The sequence below is a fragment of the Ferrovibrio sp. genome (genome assembly GCF_029255545.1).
Lineage (GTDB): Bacteria > Pseudomonadota > Alphaproteobacteria > Ferrovibrionales > Ferrovibrionaceae > Ferrovibrio.
This window is the reverse complement of record NZ_JANLJJ010000100.1, coordinates 1-16,627: the sequence shown is the minus strand read 5'-3', so window position 1 is coordinate 16,627 and position 16,627 is coordinate 1. Positions and strand designations below refer to the sequence as shown.

The 16,627-nt window shown below is 64.5% G+C and carries 18 protein-coding genes; 7 read left to right on the top strand and 11 right to left on the bottom strand.

From position 1 onward, the window contains the following. The first annotated feature begins 126 nt into the window (after window positions 1–126). Window positions 127–891, top strand: a complete 765-nt coding sequence (locus Q1J79_RS19430; RefSeq protein ID WP_300303839.1) for an acyl-CoA thioester hydrolase/BAAT C-terminal domain-containing protein — start codon at window positions 127–129, stop codon at window positions 889–891. A 7-nt stretch (window positions 892–898) separates the two neighbouring features. Here the strand turns inward: Q1J79_RS19430 and Q1J79_RS19425 are convergent, their stop codons facing one another. From Q1J79_RS19425 to Q1J79_RS19410, 4 genes are all read right to left on the bottom strand, one after another. Then, window positions 899–2,398 (bottom strand): MASE3 domain-containing protein, encoded by a 1,500-nt coding sequence (locus Q1J79_RS19425; protein WP_300303836.1) that lies wholly within the window; start codon window positions 2,396–2,398, stop codon window positions 899–901. 429 nt (window positions 2,399–2,827) lie between these two features. Further along, window positions 2,828–3,400 carry a 16S rRNA (guanine(966)-N(2))-methyltransferase RsmD gene (gene rsmD, locus Q1J79_RS19420; RefSeq protein ID WP_300303833.1) on the bottom strand — a complete coding sequence of 191 codons (573 nt, stop codon included), beginning with the start codon at window positions 3,398–3,400 and terminating at the stop codon, window positions 2,828–2,830. Continuing rightward, window positions 3,400–4,215 (bottom strand): pseudouridine synthase, encoded by an 816-nt coding sequence (locus Q1J79_RS19415; protein ID WP_300303830.1) that lies wholly within the window; start codon window positions 4,213–4,215, stop codon window positions 3,400–3,402. The genes rsmD and Q1J79_RS19415 overlap by 1 nt, the downstream gene beginning before the upstream one ends. Then, on the bottom strand, window positions 4,212–4,934 hold the full coding sequence (locus Q1J79_RS19410) for a gamma-glutamyl-gamma-aminobutyrate hydrolase family protein (RefSeq protein ID WP_300303827.1): 723 nt from the start codon (window positions 4,932–4,934) through the stop codon (window positions 4,212–4,214). The genes Q1J79_RS19415 and Q1J79_RS19410 overlap by 4 nt, the downstream gene beginning before the upstream one ends. A 65-nt stretch (window positions 4,935–4,999) precedes the next feature. Between Q1J79_RS19410 and Q1J79_RS19405 the strand changes: the two genes are divergently transcribed. From Q1J79_RS19405 to Q1J79_RS19395, 3 genes are all read left to right on the top strand, one after another. Continuing rightward, window positions 5,000–5,452 (top strand): nucleoside deaminase, encoded by a 453-nt coding sequence (locus tag Q1J79_RS19405; protein ID WP_300303824.1) that lies wholly within the window; start codon window positions 5,000–5,002, stop codon window positions 5,450–5,452. Window positions 5,453–5,550: 98 nt separating this feature from the next. After that, complete coding sequence (locus Q1J79_RS19400; protein WP_300303821.1) at window positions 5,551–6,759, top strand: acyl-CoA dehydrogenase family protein; 1,209 nt, start codon at window positions 5,551–5,553, stop codon at window positions 6,757–6,759. A gap of 34 nt (window positions 6,760–6,793) precedes the next feature. Further along, complete coding sequence (locus Q1J79_RS19395) at window positions 6,794–7,882, top strand: M14 family metallopeptidase (protein ID WP_300303818.1); 1,089 nt, start codon at window positions 6,794–6,796, stop codon at window positions 7,880–7,882. Here the strand turns inward: Q1J79_RS19395 and Q1J79_RS19390 are convergent, their stop codons facing one another. The 5 genes from Q1J79_RS19390 to purD all read right to left on the bottom strand — a co-directional run bounded on the left by Q1J79_RS19390 (window position 7,883) and on the right by purD (window position 12,638). After that, on the bottom strand, window positions 7,883–8,428 hold the full coding sequence (locus Q1J79_RS19390) for a sigma-70 family RNA polymerase sigma factor (RefSeq protein ID WP_300303815.1): 546 nt from the start codon (window positions 8,426–8,428) through the stop codon (window positions 7,883–7,885). Between the two features lie 180 nt (window positions 8,429–8,608). Continuing rightward, window positions 8,609–8,869 (bottom strand): hypothetical protein, encoded by a 261-nt coding sequence (locus tag Q1J79_RS19385; RefSeq protein ID WP_300303812.1) that lies wholly within the window; start codon window positions 8,867–8,869, stop codon window positions 8,609–8,611. 207 nt (window positions 8,870–9,076) lie between these two features. After that, the gene (locus Q1J79_RS19380; protein WP_300303809.1) at window positions 9,077–10,144 is read right to left on the bottom strand and encodes a phosphotransferase; all 1,068 of its coding nucleotides are present in this window, start codon (window positions 10,142–10,144) and stop codon (window positions 9,077–9,079) included. A 5-nt stretch (window positions 10,145–10,149) separates the two neighbouring features. Beyond that, window positions 10,150–11,214, bottom strand: a complete 1,065-nt coding sequence (locus Q1J79_RS19375) for a phosphotransferase (RefSeq protein WP_300303806.1) — start codon at window positions 11,212–11,214, stop codon at window positions 10,150–10,152. A 155-nt stretch (window positions 11,215–11,369) separates the two neighbouring features. Next, window positions 11,370–12,638 carry a phosphoribosylamine--glycine ligase gene (purD, locus tag Q1J79_RS19370; RefSeq protein ID WP_300303803.1) on the bottom strand — a complete coding sequence of 423 codons (1,269 nt, stop codon included), beginning with the start codon at window positions 12,636–12,638 and terminating at the stop codon, window positions 11,370–11,372. Between the two features lie 121 nt (window positions 12,639–12,759). On the opposite strand from purD, the gene xseA reads away from it, so the two are divergent. From xseA to Q1J79_RS19355, 3 genes are read left to right on the top strand one after another with little or no spacing between them, the layout of a single operon-like run. Continuing rightward, window positions 12,760–14,235, top strand: coding sequence for an exodeoxyribonuclease VII large subunit (gene xseA, locus Q1J79_RS19365; RefSeq protein ID WP_300303801.1), 1,476 nt, complete (start codon window positions 12,760–12,762; stop codon window positions 14,233–14,235). Continuing rightward, the gene (locus Q1J79_RS19360) at window positions 14,235–14,456 is read left to right on the top strand and encodes a DUF2093 domain-containing protein (RefSeq protein ID WP_300303798.1); all 222 of its coding nucleotides are present in this window, start codon (window positions 14,235–14,237) and stop codon (window positions 14,454–14,456) included. Before xseA ends, Q1J79_RS19360 begins: the two co-directional genes overlap by 1 nt. Next, window positions 14,453–15,268: a M23 family metallopeptidase gene (locus Q1J79_RS19355; protein WP_300303795.1), complete on the top strand. Its 816-nt coding sequence runs from the start codon at window positions 14,453–14,455 to the stop codon at window positions 15,266–15,268. Before Q1J79_RS19360 ends, Q1J79_RS19355 begins: the two co-directional genes overlap by 4 nt. 1 nt (window position 15,269) lies before the next feature. On the opposite strand, the gene Q1J79_RS19350 is transcribed toward Q1J79_RS19355, so the two are convergent. Beyond that, window positions 15,270–16,157 (bottom strand): lysophospholipid acyltransferase family protein, encoded by an 888-nt coding sequence (locus Q1J79_RS19350; protein WP_300303792.1) that lies wholly within the window; start codon window positions 16,155–16,157, stop codon window positions 15,270–15,272. After that, window positions 16,150–16,627 (bottom strand): tetraacyldisaccharide 4'-kinase (locus Q1J79_RS19345; protein ID WP_300303789.1); only part of this gene is annotated, 478 nt, incomplete at its 5' end. The genes Q1J79_RS19345 and Q1J79_RS19350, both read right to left, overlap by 8 nt.

The window sequence follows — 16,627 nt, the reverse complement described above, 5'->3', positions numbered from 1 at the left end:
CGCTGCTGCGCCAGATGGAAGCCACGCCCCATTCCGGCCAGTGCAACCACGGCCGGCCGACCTATGTCGAACTTAAGCTGGCCGATATCGAAAAGCTGTTTGGCCGGCGGTGATGACGCGGACGCCATGCCGTTGCAGATCGTAAACCGTTACCTGCCCGACCTTGGGCCGACTTACTCTCCACCGGGCGAGGGGCCGTTTCCGGCGGTATTGCTACTGCATGGTTCCGAAGGTGCGTGGGCGGGTTGGACCCATCGGGCAGCGGTCATTCTGGCGGCGCATGGTTTTCTGGCTTTCCCATTCGGCTATTCCGTTGGCGGTAACGGCTGGAATGCCGGCAGCATCATCGATGTGCCGCTGGACAAGACCGAGGCGTCGCTTGCGCGTCTGCGTGCCCTGCCCCTGGTCAATGGCAAGGTTGGCATTTATGGCGTCTCGCGCGGCGCGGAGCATGCGTTGCTTTTGACGGCGCTGATGGTGCAGTCGGGCTGTCCGGACCTGCCGAATGCGGTGGCTGTCCACAGCCCGCCCGATGTGATCTGTGGCGCATTCAAAGCGGCAAGCTGGCGCGATCAGGGCGACCCCGGCTGGCAGGTCTGGGATCCGGCCCTGCGCGCCTGGACCTGGCGCGGCACATCCGATGCGCTGCTGCCGACAACGCCGATCGGTATCGAGATTTATGAAGGCCCGTTATTTCTCAGTCATGGCACAGCCGATAAAATCTGGTCGGTCGAGATGACGCGCCGCCTGGAAGCGCGCCTGCGCCAGAATGGCCGCGATCCTGAGGTCCATTACTACGAAGATCAGGGCCATGCGCTGGGCAGCGCGGCCGACAATATCCATAATGAGAAGCTGATTGCCTTTTTCGGTCGGCATCTGAACGACGCCTGATCCCGCCTCACCCCTGCGGCGGAAACGTCACCGTCACTGCGGTGCCTTCGCCCGGCCTGCTGGTGATGCGCAGCTTGGCGCCATGCAGCTCGGCGATGCGTCGGGCGATGAACAGGCCCAGCCCGGTGCCTTTCTGCGCCACGTAGGGATCCACCTGAACATAGGGCTTGCCCAGGCGCTTGAGCTGGTCGGCCGGAATGCCGGGGCCGGTATCGCTCACCTGCAAAACCATGGCGCCATCGGGCCGCCTCGACCAGGCCACCGTGATGGCGCCGTTGTCGGGGGTGAATTTCACCGCATTCGACACCAGATTGTTGAGCAGCTGGATCATGGCGCGTTCATCAGCCGTGAGCTGCCGGATCTCCGGGTCGCAATGCACCGCCACCGACATGTCCTTCGCCGTGATCGACGGCGCAAAGCTGCGCACCACGGCTTCGGCCAGAACCATCGGGTTCAGCTCCTGCCGGTTGAGCTGGTACTGGCCGCTTTCCAGTTTCGACAGGTCGAGGATGTCGTTGACCAGGCCCAGCAGATGGGTGCCGCTGGCGTGGATGTTGTCGACATAATCCTCGTATTTGGCATGGCCGAGCGGGCCGAACATGCGGCTGCGCATCATGTCGGAGAAGCCGAGGATCGAATTCAGCGGCGTGCGCAGGTCATGGCTCATCGAGGCGAGGAAATCGTCCTTCGCTCGGTTGCTGGCCGCCAGCTCCTGGTAGGGCCGGATCAGGCAGGCCAGCGCGACGGCCTGGAAGATGGCCCAGAAGGAAAACAGCTTGAGGATATGGCCGACCAGGTTGGAAACGCCGTAAACGTCGATATACAGCGTGAAGGCCAGCTCGGTGCCGATGGCGAACACGATGGCGATCAGCAGGAAGGGCAGCGCGTCGGGCGCGATGGTGGCGCGGTTTGCCCAGATCAGGGCCAGCGCGCCGGCCAGGATCACCATGATGGCATATTCGCTCCAGATCTTCAGCGTGGTCAGGCCCTGGCCCTCGATGAAGGCATCGGGGAAATGGCCGGTGCCGATCCACAGAATGGCCAGCGCCGCCATCAGGCCGAAAACGAGGAACAGCACCATCTTGTCGGGGCTGTGGCGTGCCATCAGCGGCGCGGTCAGCAGCAGCAGAGCCTGCAAATAGCGCGCGACCACCCAGACCTGCGTTGCCGTGTTGGCCTCGTTCACCGGCAGCAGACCCATGCCCTTGTAGGTCAGGGTATGGGCCAGATCGAGCGCGCCGATCCAGAACATGCCGCAGGCCAGATAGAGCAGGAAATGATCGCGCGAGAAGCGGTGGGTATGCCAGGCCAGCGCGAAGAGGATGAATGACACGATGATGGAGAACAGTTCCGCCAGCGTGTGGAAGACCAGGAAATTGAACTGCGCCACTGCGGCCAGGAACACCGACAGCGCGACCGGAAAATACCAGGTCTGCAGCGCGGCGGCGCGCAGGCTGGCCGGCATGGCGGAATGGGTGGGGGAAACGGGCGTGGCCACGTCGGTCATGCGCCACCTGCCGGCGAAACGGGGGAGGGCGGCGCGGCTGCGTTATCCAGCTTCGATGTCACTGAAATCCTTCCCCCGGCAAAGTGCACTGGTTGATTTTGTGGAATCTTAGAGCAACAGGTGGTTTTGACAAAAAGACTTTGTTGTTCATGATTTTTACAATATAAATTGTATTTAATAGTGAGTCGCTACCGGCGGTGGGCCTTGTCTTCGCCAATAATGTTCCTACATTGTTCGATGCAACCGCTGGGTTGTGTTTTTGGTTAACGCGAACCTCAACGAACCCAAACGAACCTGAACGAACTCAAACGAACCCGAACGGTGCCAAACGAACCGGAACGAACCGGAACGAACCAAAACGAACCTGGGCGAACCGAAACGAACCCGGGCGGATGCAAAGGCTGATCGAAGGCTGTGGCGCGGGTGGTTTCAGCGCTGGCGCAGCAGGAAGGTCAGCCGGGCCGGGCCCTGCTGGCGCTCTTCCAGCAGCACGAAGCCGGGCGGGATGGCGAAAGAACCTTTCGCATCGGTCTCCACCATCACCAGGGCATCGGGTTTCAGCCAGCCTTCGCGGTCCAGCGCGGTCAGCGCCTGGGTGCCCAGGCCGGAGCGGTAGGGCGGGTCCATCAGCACCAGGTCGGCCGGAGCAGGGGCAGGACCGGGTTTGGTGCAGTCGGCGCCGCGCAGGGTGATGCGCTCGGCCATGTCGAGTTCGCGGGCATTCTGCAGGATCACGCGCCGCGCGGCGGGATCGAGTTCGAACAGGTAGGCATGATGGGCGCCGCGGGACAGCGCCTCGAAGCTCAGCGCGCCGCTGCCGGCGAAGGGATCGAGCACCACGCCGCCCTCCAGCCGGCTTTTGCCTTCGTCGGTCATCAGGCTGGGCGAATGCAGCAGCATGTTGAACAGGGATTCGCGCACGCGGTCGATGGTCGGCCGGGTGGTGCGGTCTTCCGGCGCGAGGATCGGCCGGCCGCGATGGCTGCCGCCGACGATGCGCATTACGGCGTCTTCGGCCGCAGCACCGGCCGCTTTTTCGGGGGCTTGGCCGGCGCGGGCTTCGGGCTGCGCTCGCCGAGATCCCTGGTCTTCACGCCCAGCTGCTCGGCCAGCACCTTGCCCGGCACTTCCTTGGCCTTGCCGGGCTCCAGGCTGCCAAGCTGGAAGGGGCCATAGGCGACGCGGATCAGCCGGCTGACCTGGTGGCCGAGATGCTCCATCACGCGACGCACCTCGCGGTTCTTGCCCTCGCGTAAGGAAACCACCAGCCAGGTGTTGTCGCCCTGGCTGCGCTCCACGCTGGCGCTGATCGGGCCATAGGCGGTGCCGTCGATGGTGACGCCCTGCTCCAGCTCGGCCAGATGCTGCTTGTGCGGCAGGCCGTTCACGCGCACGCGATAGCGGCGCAGCCAGCCGGTGGCCGGCAGCTCCAGCTTGCGCGCCAGTTCGCCGTCGTTGGTCAGCAGCAGCAGGCCCTCGGAGTTGAAATCCAATCGCCCCACCGAGATCACGCGCGGCAGGTCCTTCGGCAGGCTCTCGAACACGGTGGGGCGGCCCTGTGGGTCCTTGTGCGTGGTCATCAGGCCGCGCGGCTTGTGATATAGCCACAGCCGGGTTTTTTCCGGCCCGGCGATCGGCTTGCCGTCCACCACGATGCGGTCGTCCGGCCCGACCAGGAAGGCGGGGGTATCCAGCCGCTTGCCGTTCACCACGACACGGCCCTCGGCGATCCAGCGTTCGGCGTCGCGGCGCGAGCAGATGCCGGCCCGCGCCAGCCGCTTGGCGATGCGTTCGCCTTTTTCTTCCGCTTCGCTCATCGCTGGCAGGCCTGGATGAAGGCGGCGAAGAGTTTGCGGTCGCCCTCGCTGATGAAGAATTCCGGATGCCACTGCACGCCGATGCAGAAGCGGTAGCCCGGATGCTCGATGCCCTCGATCACGCCGTCGGGCGCCACCGCGTCGCAGACCGCGCCGGGCGCCACCGTCTCGACGGCCTGGTGATGCGCCGAATTCACCGGCAGCTCGGCGGCGCCGACAATCCTGTGCAGCAGGCTGCCGCCGGTGATCTGCACCGGATGGCCGGGCTCGTCGCGCGGATTGGGCTGCTCATGCGCCAGCGCATCCTGCACCGCATCGGGGATATGCTGGATCAGCGTGCCGCCCAGCACCACGTTTAGCAGCTGCTGCCCGCCGCAGATGCCCAGCACCGGCTTGTTCCGTTCCAGCATGCCGCGGGTGATCGCCCATTCGAATTCGGTGCGCGCGGCCTTCACCTTTACGGTGTCGTGTTTCTCGTTGGCGCCAAACAGGGCGGGGTCGACATCGAAATTGCCGCCGGTCACCACCAGGCCATCCAGCAGGTCGAGATAGGCCGGCACGGCATCGGGTTCATGCGGCAGCACCAGCGGCACGCCGCCGCTGGCTGTCACCGCGCTACAGTAATTCTGCCGCAGGGCATACCAGGGGAATTTCGAGTAGCCGCCGGGTTCTTCCGAATCGAGGGTGATGCCGATGAGAGGGCTGGGGGAGCGGGTCATGGCCATCTTATAGGCTGTCGTGGCCGCCTTGACGAGAGGGGGGCGCTCCCGCAGGCTGCCGCGCCATGACCGCGCCCACCCCCATGGATATCGCCCTTGAGGAAGCCCGTGCCGCCGAGGCGCGTGGCGAGGTGCCGATCGGCGCGGTGATCGTCGATGGTTCCAATGGTACGGTGGTGGCCCGGGCCGGCAACGAGACCCGGGCGCTGAACGATCCTACCGCCCATGCCGAGATCCTGGCGATCCGCCGCGCGGCGACGGCGCTGGGGGCGGAGCGGCTAAGCGGCTGCGATCTCTACGTCACCCTGGAGCCCTGCACGATGTGCGCGGCGGCAATCAGCTTCGCCCGCCTGCGGCGGCTGTATTACGGCGCCGAGGATCCCAAGGGCGGCGGCGTGGCCCATGGCGCGCGGTTTTTCGCCCAGCCGACCTGCCATCACCGCCCCGAGGTTTATGGCGGCATCGGCGAAGCGGCGGCGGCCGTGCTGTTGCGGGATTTCTTCGCCGCGAAACGCTAGCCCCAATCCATCCGTATCCGGCCCTAGCCGGGCGGACCGGGCGGTTCTACACTTCCGCCCGTACCGCTATCGGTTAACTTGCAATAGGGACTGAAACCATGGATTTCGAATTCTCCGACCGCGTCAGGGATCTGCAGGAAAAGCTCAGCCGCTTCATGGATGAGCATGTCTATCCCAACGAGCACCGCTTCCACGAGGAAGTCGCCGCTGGCGGCGACCGCTGGCAGCCCACCACTGTCATCGAGGAGCTGAAGGTGAAGGCCAAGGCACAGGGGCTGTGGAACCTGTTCCTGCCGGAAAGCCATCGCGGCGCCGGCCTGAAGAACCACGAATATGCGACGCTCTGCGAGATCATGGGCCGCGTGCACTGGGCGCCCGAAGTGTTCAACTGCTCGGCGCCCGATACCGGCAACATGGAGGTGCTGGAGCGTTATGGCGCCGATGAGCACAAGAAGCAGTGGCTGGAGCCGCTGCTGGAAGGCAAGATCCGCTCGGCCTTCGCCATGACCGAACCGGCGGTTGCCTCGTCCGACGCCACCAACATCGAGGCCGAGATCAAGCGCGATGGCGATTCCTACGTCATCAACGGCCGCAAGTGGTGGACCTCGGGCATTGGCGATCCGCGCTGCAAGATCATGATCTTCATGGGCAAGACCGACCCGAAGAATCCCGACAAGTACAAGCAGCAGTCGATGATCCTGGTGCCGCGCGACGTGCCGGGCGTGAAGGTGCTGCGCATGCTGCCGGTCTTTGGCTATGACGACGCCCCGCACGGTCATGGCGAGGTGGTGTTCGAGAATGTGCGCGTGCCGGCATCCAACATGCTGCTGGGCGAGGGGCGCGGTTTCGAGATCGCCCAGGGCCGCCTCGGGCCGGGCCGCATCCATCACTGCATGCGGCTGATCGGCCAGGCCGAGCGTGCGCTGGAGAAGATGTGCAAGCGGGCCAAGAGCCGCGTTGCCTTCGGCAAGCCGGTTTCCGAGCAGACCGTCACGCTGGAGCGCATCGCCGAAGCGCGCTGCATGATCGACCAGGCTCGCCTGCTTACCCTGCATGCCGCCTGGAAGATGGATACCGTCGGCAACAAGGCGGCGCGCAAGGAAATCGCCATGATCAAGGTGGTGGCGCCGACCATGGCCTGCCAGGTGATCGACTGGGCCATGCAGGTGCATGGCGGCGGCGGCGTGACCTCCGATTTCGGCCTGGCCGAAGCCTATGCTCAGGCGCGCACGCTGCGTTTCGCCGATGGTCCGGACGAAGTGCACCGCAACCAGATCGGCCGGCTTGAGCTGGGCCGCTGGAACTAGAGTTCATAAACCAAGAAACGAGTCGAGCCTCCCCATGACTGTTGAATCCTACTTCTCGGCAACCTATTCGGAAGCCCGCCAGAAATTCGTGGCAGCGGCGGAGGCGGCGAAAGCCGCCTTCACCGTTTACGAGAATCCCAATGCCAAGGGACCGAATGGCGAAATACTGACCACTGATGTCGCCTGCGTCGGCCCCGATGATGCCGAGCGGGTTTACCTCACCATCTCGGGCACCCATGGCGCTGAAGGATTCTGCGGCTCCGGTTCGCAGATCGGCCATTTCAGGGAGCGGTTGTTCGAGGCGATGCCGGCGAATACCAAGGCGATCATGATCCATGCGATCAATCCCTATGGTTTTGCCTGGCTGCGTCGCGTCACGGAAGACAATGTCGACCTCAACCGCAACTTCCAGGATTTCTCCAGGCCGCTGCCGCAGAACAAGGCCTATGAGGAAGTGCATGACTGGCTGATCCCGAGTCATTGGGAAGGCCAGGGCCGCGCCGCCGCCGACCAGGCGATCCTGGAGTATCAGCAGAAACACGGCGCTTTTGCCTTTCAGTCGGCGATGTCGGGCGGCCAGTATTCCCGCCCCGATGGCCTGTTCTTCGGCGGCCAGAAGCCAACCTGGTCGAATGACACTTTCCGCCGCATCCTGCGCGAACATGTGCCGGCCAGCGCCCGCAAGCTGGTCAGTATCGACTTCCATACCGGCCTTGGACCGATGGGCTATGGCGAGCCAATCTATGTCGGCCCGGGCGACCAGGGTTATTACGACCGGGCGAAAACCATTTTCGGCCCGGAGGTGACCAATCCGAATGACGGCAGCTCCAGTTCGGCTCGCGTTACCGGCACGGTGCCGGAAGCTTTTCTCGACTTGCCGAAATCGATCGAGGTGACGGCGATTGCGCTGGAATACGGTACCCAGCACTGGCAGCAGGTGACCGACGCTCTGCGCGGGGACCACTGGCTGCATGCCAAAGGCGATCTCAATTCGCCGCTGGGCAAGCAGCTCAAGCAGAAAATCCGCGACGCCTTTTACACCGATACGTCGCCATGGAAAGCGGCAGTGTTCGGCCGGGCGGCCGATTTCGCACTGCGCGCCTTCCGCGGTCTGGCAGATTGATCAGTTCCGCAATTCGGCCAGCCGCTCCGACCGCAAGGCGGAGGGCTGGCCGATAGCGGCCTCGCCCAGCATCATGCGTTCGAGTTCCTGGCGCGCCCGCGCCAGACGGCTGCGGATCGTGCCGATCGGACAGCCGCAGACCCTGGCGGCCTCTTCATAAGAGAGGCCATTGCCAACCACCAGAACCAGGACATCCCGCTGGGCCTTGTTCAGTCTGGTTATGGCCTGCAACAATTCGCCCAGCACCAACTGATCTTCCTGGGGCGCCTTCACGGCCATCAGATTCTCGATCGCCTCGGCATCGCCGAATGTGGTGGCTTCGCGCCGCCACCGCCGAGCCTGGTCGATATGCTGGTGACGCATGATGGTGAAGGCCCAAGCCTTGAAATTGGTACCCGGCTGGAACTGCTCTGCCTTGGCCAACACACGCAAGGCGGTTTCCTGAGTCAGATCTTCTGCCCAGTTGCGGTCGCGGGTGAGCATGACGGAGAAAGCTTTAAGCGAGGGGAGCGTCTCCATCAGAAGGCCGTGAATGCTATCGGTCATGGGGATCTTCCTCTTGATTGATTGAATGGGAATTGATGTGAAAAATTCGGATCAACGTTTTCGCTGGCAGTGATACGAGCATGGCCATGGGGTGCCTTGCGGGCCAGCGACAAAGCCGCGACGCGGTGTGATAATGCTGCGACCCGGAAAGCGTCCGGGGCGATGAATTATCTTTTCAGGTCAATGTTTTGTTTTTAATGGAAGGGCTGTGACATCGATCGTCACAATATCGCCCAACTGATCCTGCAGCAGGGGCAGGGTGCGATCCAGCCAGGTGACAAAGGCATCAGACTGGCGTTTGGCATCCGTTTTTCCGGCCGGCGGGTTTTTACCCGGATGCGCAACACGCAGACGAACAGGCTTCTCCGCGTCGATGATGCTGTTCTCGGCGGCATCGGCAGAGTCCGGGGGCGTTCGCTGTTTGCGGCGCTTTCTTGTCATTGAAACCCCAACTTGACGATTTCGCCCGCTGGCAATGGTGCCGTGTCATCGTCGACCGCGGCCAATCATCAAAAATACTGGCGTATTGCGATCCGATCCGGACCAACTCCCGCGCAGACGCCACTACAGCAATGATGCTGTGGGCACATGGTTCCACGCTCGCGCCCGTTTCAGCAGGTCAGTGCCGTCAGTTTGCCATTCAGGGCTTCAGTCGTCGCCGCCATCCACCAGGTTCCAGGCCTGGTTGGCGACAGACCGTACCACCGCGCCATAGGCTTTCAGCGCCGGCGTCGCGCTGCCATTGGCCATGCCCCGCTTGACGATGCCCTGGGCCATCACGGCAACGCGGAAGAGGGCGAAAGCAAGGTAGAAATTCCAGTGCGCGATGCCGTTGTCGCGGATCGCCAGCCAGGAACTGTGGCGGCAATAATTGGCAATGTAGTCTGGTTCGCCCGGGATGCCGGTTTCGATGAAATCCGTGCCCTGCAGGCTGCCCATGCCGGGAATGGTGACCCGATAGGGCATGCAGTTGATGGCCAGGTCGGCCAGTGGATGGCCAATCTGGGCGAGATCCCAGTCCAGCACGGCGACGATACGCGGTTCGCTGGGATGGAAGATCAGGTTTTCCAGCCGGAAATTGCCATGCATCAGCGCCGTGATGTCGTCGACCGGCACATGCAGGGGTAGCCATTCCAGCAGGCGGTCCATGGCCCCGATCTCCTCGGTGCGATTGGTGCGATACTGCTCGCAGAGCGTGGTGATCTGGCGGTTCAGGTAATCCAGCCCGCTGCCATTCGACGGCAGGCCGGTTGTCGCAGGCGTCAGGGCATGGATGCTGGCCATGGCGGAAGCCATCGCTTCGTAATGGGCCTGGCGCTGCTTGGCGTCCATGCCGGGCAGATTGGGATCGCGGAACTGCCGTCCGGTGATGAAGTCGAGCAGATAGAAGGGCGCGCCGATCACGCTGTCGTCGGTGCAGACCAGTTGCGGCTGGCCGACCGGCATGCCGGCGGTATGCAGGTTGCTCAGCAGGCTGAAATCGCGCTCGATGGATTCCGCCATGCTGCAGCCCTTCTTGGGCTGACTGCGCTTGCGCAGAACCAGATTGCGCCCTGGGGTATGCAGCAGGAAGGCGGGGCTGGCGGTCGGCCCCCTGAATTGCTGGATCGTAAGCGGCGTTTTGAAATCGGGCAGATGGCGCTGCAGATACGCCGTCAACCTGGCCTCGTCGAACCGATGCTGCGGCTGTACGGGGGTCAGATCGACAGCTCCCATGCCGTTTAGCCCCCCGTCATCCGCTCCACCAGCGTCCAGGCCTGTTCGGCAATCGGCCGGGCGCGTTTGCCCGACTCGATCGCATGCTGGCTGGCGGCGGTGCCGTCTTTCACCCGTCCCATGATGCCCTGCAGGATGCCGGCAATGCGGAACATGTTATAGGCCATGTAGAAGTCGAGATGCGGAATGCCGTCGCGGCCGGTGCGACGGCAATAGGCAGCCAGGTATTCGGCCTCGCTGGGAATGCCCAATGCCGCGAAGTCGATGCCGGCGAGGCCACGGAAGGTTTCCGGCGCCAGCCGCCACGACATCAGATGGTAGCAGAAATCGCCGAGCGGGTGGCCCAGCGTGGACAATTCCCAGTCGAGTACGGCGATCACGCGCGGCTCGGTCGGATGGAAGATCATGTTGTCCATCCGGTAATCGCCATGCACGATGCTGGTCTCGTCGCCCGGCGGGATATTGGCCGGCAGCCACTCGATCAGCTTGTCCATGGCCGGAATCTCTTCCGTCTCGGACGCTTTGTACTGTTTGCTCCAGCGGCTGATCTGGCGGGCGAAATAATCGCCGGGCTTGCCGTAGTCGCCCAGGCCGACGGCGTTGTAATCCACCTTGTGCAGGGCGGCGATGGTGCGGTTCATCGCGTCAAAAATACCGGCGCGTTCCTCACGGGTCATGCCGGGCAGGCGCTGGTCCCAGAAGATGCGGCCTTCCACGCAATCCATCACGTAGAAGGCGGTGCCGATCACGCTGTCGTCCTCGCACAGGCCATAGGTGCGAGCGACCGGCACGTCGGTGCTGGCCAAGGCTGTGATGACACGGTATTCGCGGTCGACGGCATGGGCCGAGGGCAACAGCTTGCCGGGCGGCTTGCGGCGCAGCACGTATTTCCGGTTTGGCGTGACCAGCATGAAGGTGGGGTTCGACTGGCCGCCCTTGAACTGCTGTACGGTCAGCGGGCCCCGATAGTCGGGCACGTTGTCTTTCAGCCAGCGCTCCAGCGCCGCCTCGTCGAACTTGTGACGCTCCTGCACCGGCATGGTGCCGACGAAGCGGTCCTGATCGCTCATGCTGTCGTTTCCTCGTCTCTTGGAACGCCGGGTACGGCGGCGCTCCCGGCTACGATAGCCAAGCGATGCGGTGCGGCGCAACCGCTCCCGACAGTCAGTCCGGATGCTGTTGTTATTGCTGGCGCGCAGACGTTATTTTCGTTCGCGCGGCGGCCCTATTTCTGCTCGCGCGCCACGGCGCGCCAGCCGATGTCGCGGCGGCAGAAGCCTTCCGGCCAGCGGATTCTATCCACAGCGGCATAGGCGCGCTGCTGCGCCGCCCGCACGGTGGGCCCGAAAGCACAAATTCCGAGCACGCGCCCGCCATTGGCCAGAATGGCGCCATCGGCGCGTTGCACGGTGCCGGCATGGAAAACCTCGACATCGGGCTCCGCCGCAGCGGCATCAAGGCCTTCGATCACTGTGCCCTTGCGCGGCGCGTCGGGATAGCCCTCGGCGGCCATCACCACGCAGAGCGCGGCTTCATCCCTCCAGCGCAGGTCGAAATCCTTCAGCACGCCATCGCGGGACGCCATCAGCGCCGGCAGCAGGTCGGATTTCAGGCGCAGCATCAGGGTCTGGCATTCCGGATCGCCGAAACGGGTATTGTATTCCAGCAGCTTGGGGCCGTCCCTGGTCAGCATCAGGCCGGCGAACAGCACGCCCTTGAAGGGCGTGCCTTCCGCGATCATGCCGTTGACGGTCGGCATGATGATGCGGTCCATCACGTCCTGCTGCATGGCCGGCGTCAGTACCGGCGCCGGGGAATAGGCGCCCATGCCGCCTGTGTTCGGTCCGGTGTCGCCGTCGCCGACGCGTTTGTGGTCCTGCGCCGAAGCCAGTGGCAGCGCGGTCCTGCCATCGACGAGGGCGAAGAAGCTGACCTCCTCGCCATCGAGAAATTCCTCGATCACCACTTCCGCGCCGGGTTCGGTGAACAAGGCCGTATTCGCGGCAAGGGCCTCCTCCAGCGTCATGGCGACCGTGACGCCCTTGCCGGCGGCCAGGCCATCGGCCTTCACCACGATGGGTGCACCATGTTTGCGGATGAAGGTTTCGGCTGAAGCGGCATCCTTGAAGCGGCCATAAGCGGCGGTCGGGATGCCGTATTTGGCGCAGAGGTCCTTCATGAAGCCCTTCGAGCCCTCGAGCCGTGCGGCGGATTTCGTGGGGCCGAAGCAGGCAAAACCGGCGGCTTCCAGATGGTCGACCAGGCCCGCCACCAGGGGGGCCTCGGGGCCGACCACCACGAAATCGATATGCTCGTCGCGGCAGAGTTTCAGCACGGCATCCAGATCGACCGGATCGACCGGGGCCAGCCTGGCCACCTGGGCAATGCCGGCATTGCCGGGCGCGCAGACCAGCTTGGTCACCAGCGGCGAGGCGGCCAGGGCCCAGCACAGGGCATGCTCGCGGCCGCCCGATCCGATAACGAGAAGATTCATGTCGGCTTACCCGGGAAATGGCTGGAAAACGGTTCTTTTACGCCCGGGCCGGCCGGAGGCGCGGCTGGAGCGGCGGCGGCAATCTTTGTATCATGCCGGCCATGGTTTCAAGGTTCCCGGAATGAGTGATTCGAGCCCGCTTCCCGCTGGCGCCCCGGCGACCGGCCAGCCGGCCAGCCCAGCAAGCCCGGCGGCCAGCAACGTGCCGGAATACAGCGTCACCGAGCTCTCGCTGCGGCTCAAACGCAGCATCGAGGAGACGTTTGGCTGGGTGCGCGTGCGTGGCGAGATTTCCGGCTTCAAGCGGGCCGCCTCGGGCCACCTGTATTTCTCGCTGAAAGATGCCGACTCGGTTCTGGATGCCGTCTGCTGGAAGGGCAGCGCGGCCCGACTGGGCGTGAAGCCGGAAGACGGCATGGAAGTGGTCTGCTCGGGCAAGCTGACCAGCTATCCCGGCCGCTCGAAATACCAGATGGTGGTCGAGCGCATGGAGCTGGCCGGCCTGGGCGCGCTGATGGCCCTGCTGGAACAGCGCAAGCAGAAGCTGGCCGGGGAGGGCCTGTTCGCGGCCGAGCGCAAACGTCCGCTGCCGTATCTGCCGCGGGTGATCGGCGTGGTGACCTCGCCGACCGGCGCGGTGATCCGCGACATCCTGCATCGCCTGGCCGACCGTTTCCCCACCCATGTGCTGGTCTGGCCGGTGCTGGTGCAGGGCGAGGGCGCCGCCGAGCAGGTGGCCAGGGCGATCCGCGGTTTCAATGCGCTTCCCAGCGAAGGGAGCGCCGTGCCGCGTCCCGACCTGCTGATCGTGGCGCGTGGCGGCGGCAGCCTGGAAGACCTGATGGCCTTCAACGAGGAAGTCGTGGTGCGCGCCGCTGCCGCCTCGGATATCCCGCTGATCTCGGCGGTGGGCCATGAAACCGACACCACGCTGATCGACTTTGCCTCCGATCGCCGCGCCCCGACGCCCACGGCCGCCGCCGAGATGGCCGTGCCGGTGCGGCTTGATCTGGTTGCCACCGTCACCGGCTATGATGAACGCATGCGCCGTGGCATCACCCGCATGGCGCGCGAGAAGCGCCAGCATCTGGATGGCCTGGGCCGTGGCCTGCGTGGGCCGCGCGAGCAGCTTGATATGGCGCGGCAGCGGTTTGATGACCTCTCCGAGCGGTTGCGCATGGGGCTGAAGGTTGGCCTGCAGGTGCAGCGCGGCAAGCTGGCCACGGGAGTCGCCAAATTGCGGCCGGCGCTGTTGCGGCGCGAGGTCGTCGAATACCGCCGCCGGCTGAATGAAACCACCTTGCGGTTACAGCGCGCCATGCGCCAGCGCCAGGCCGATGCGGCACAGCGCCTGCTGCAGCCGTCCAAGCTGCTGGAAAGCCTGTCCTACAGGAATGTGCTGTCGCGTGGCTTTGCCGTGGTCTATGGCGCCGACGGCCATGCGCTTAAATCGGCGGCCGGTATGGCGCCGGGTGTGGCCGTCATGATTGAGATGCAGGATGGCCGCAGGCAGGCCCGCATCGAAGGTAGCAGCGCTGCACCGGCTCGTCGTGGCACCGGTGCAGCCAAGCCGCCCGGCCAGGAGGAGTTGTTCTGATGCAGACGCCGCCGCTGCCACGCGAGACCGAGGCCAGGCTGTATTACCGGCATGGCGCCTTCGACATCGTGTTTCCGGGTTCCTATGTGCTGTGCGCCGTAACCCGCGTCCGTATCCCGCTCGACAGCCTGCGGTACTGGAGCGTGGATCGCCAGGAAGCCTATGCCGATGCCGTCGTGGCCCTGCAGGGGCTGCTGCGTGATCCGGTGCGGCGCGGATGATCCGCTGGCTGGCGGTCTGTCTGTTCCTGTTCACCGGTGGCGCCTATGCAAACGAACCACCGCCGGGCCTGACCTGGCAGGGTGATTTCAGCCAGGGCGGCCTGGTGATCGGTTCGGCCGAGCCAGGCCTGCTGATCAGGCTGGGCGAACGCGTGGTGCCGGTGGCCGGCGACGGGCGTTTCGTGTTCGGTTTCGGCCGCGACGAGCCGGCCTCGGTGCCTTTGATGGTGACGCGTGGCGGCAAGACCGAGCAGCATGCGCTGCGCGTGGCAACGCGAACCTACGACATCCAGCGCATCGACGGCCTGCCGCCCGCCCAGGTGACGCCGCCGCCGGCCGTGCTGGAACGCATCCGGCGCGAGAATGCCAGGATCGCCGAGGTGCGCCAGCGCAACACGCCGCGGCAGGACTTTCTGCAGGACTGGATCTGGCCCGCAAAAGGCCCGGTTTCCGGCGTATATGGCAGCCAGCGCATTCTCAACGGCGAGCCACGCACGCCGCATTTCGGTCTCGATATCGCGGCGCCGACCGGCAGCCCGGTGGTGGCGCCGGCCAGCGGCGAAGTGGTGCTGGCCGAGAAGGATATCTATTTCACCGGCGGCACGATTATCATCGACCATGGCATGGGCATCAATTCGGCCTATTCGCATCTGCAGAGCCTGACCGTGAAAACCGGCCAGCATGTGAAGCAGGGCCAGCAGATCGGCACCGTCGGCGCCACAGGACGTACCACTGGCCCGCATCTCGACTGGCGGCTGAACTGGTTTGATGTAAGGCTTGATCCGCAGCGCCTGCTGCCACCGCAACCCTGATTCAGCGTTTCCAGCGCTTGTGTACCCAGAACCACTGCCCCGGATCCCTGCGGATGCGGTCCTCGATTTTCCGGTTGATCAGCAGCAGGGCGTTATAGGTATCGCGTTCGCGATTGCCGGTGCTTTCCAGCTGTATCGGCGCTTCGATGGTGACGCGGAAGTAGGCGCCGCCATCCACCCGCTCGCCATAGATCGGCACGACGGGGCAGCCGGTGCGCAGGGCCAGCTCGGCAATGGCGGGTGCGGTCATCGCCTCGTGGCCGAAGAACGGCACGGCAAGGCCTGTGTTCAGTTTCTGATCGACCATCATGGCGAGGCACTCATTGCGCTTCAGCGCCCTGAGCAACTCGCGGGCTGCCTGCATGCCCTTTGGCACGTGGCGGCCGCCGACCGGTTTGCGCAGTTCCTGGAGTATTTCTTCGGTCAGCGGATTGTTGGCGGCGCGATAAACCTGCACCAGAGGGATGCCATGATGCATGCCTACAATGCTCATTACTTCCCAGTTGCCGAAATGGGCCGAGAAGAAAATCGCGGGTTTCTGGCTATCGCGGATCGCCAGGAGATGCTCGACGCCAACAACCTCGATGCGTCCCCCGGTTTCACGGGGCCCGATGCGGATGTCCGCAAGATGGGCATATTCGGCCAGCACGCGGCCGAGATTATTCCACATGCCCTGCAGGATTGCCTCATGCCGTGCGGCCAGTTCGGGCAGCGCAAGCTGCAGGTTGGCAACAGCGGTCCTGTGAACCGGCAGACGTGGCCCCAGGGTCTGCAAGATCCAGCCGCCAAGAGCAGACGCGCGATCAAGTGGCAGGGCGCGGAACAGGGCAAGCGCCAGCCGGGCGCCCCAGGCGGCGACGTATTCATGTGGTTCGGCGCGCTTAAACACGAGCGAGCTTGCCTTTCAGGAATTGTTCGACGGCAGTGGGGTCGGCGAAGGCAAGGCTGACGCGCAGCACATCCACCATGGGGCGGGCGGCTCTGGGCAGGCGCGTCTGGTCTTTCGCCGTGGTCACCGGGATGGCATGCAGCCCATGCGCCTGCTCGACCAGCCGCATCACAGTGTCTTCGCTGTAAGGCGCGTGATCGGGGAAGGATTTGGTGGCGGCGATCTCGACGCCGGCCTGGCGCAGCGAGGCAAAGAATTTCTCCGGCCGGCCGATGCCGGCGAAGGCCAGTACGCGGCGCCCGCGCAGCCGCACGGTATCGGCAGCATTGGGTTCCAACTCGGCCCGGAAAACCGGTCGCGATCCGAATGGAGGCAGGATCACGGTCGGTTTACCGATCAATACGATGGCATCGCAACGCGCCAGGCCTTCCTCAACGGGTTCGCGCAACGGCCCGGCCGGCAACAGGCGC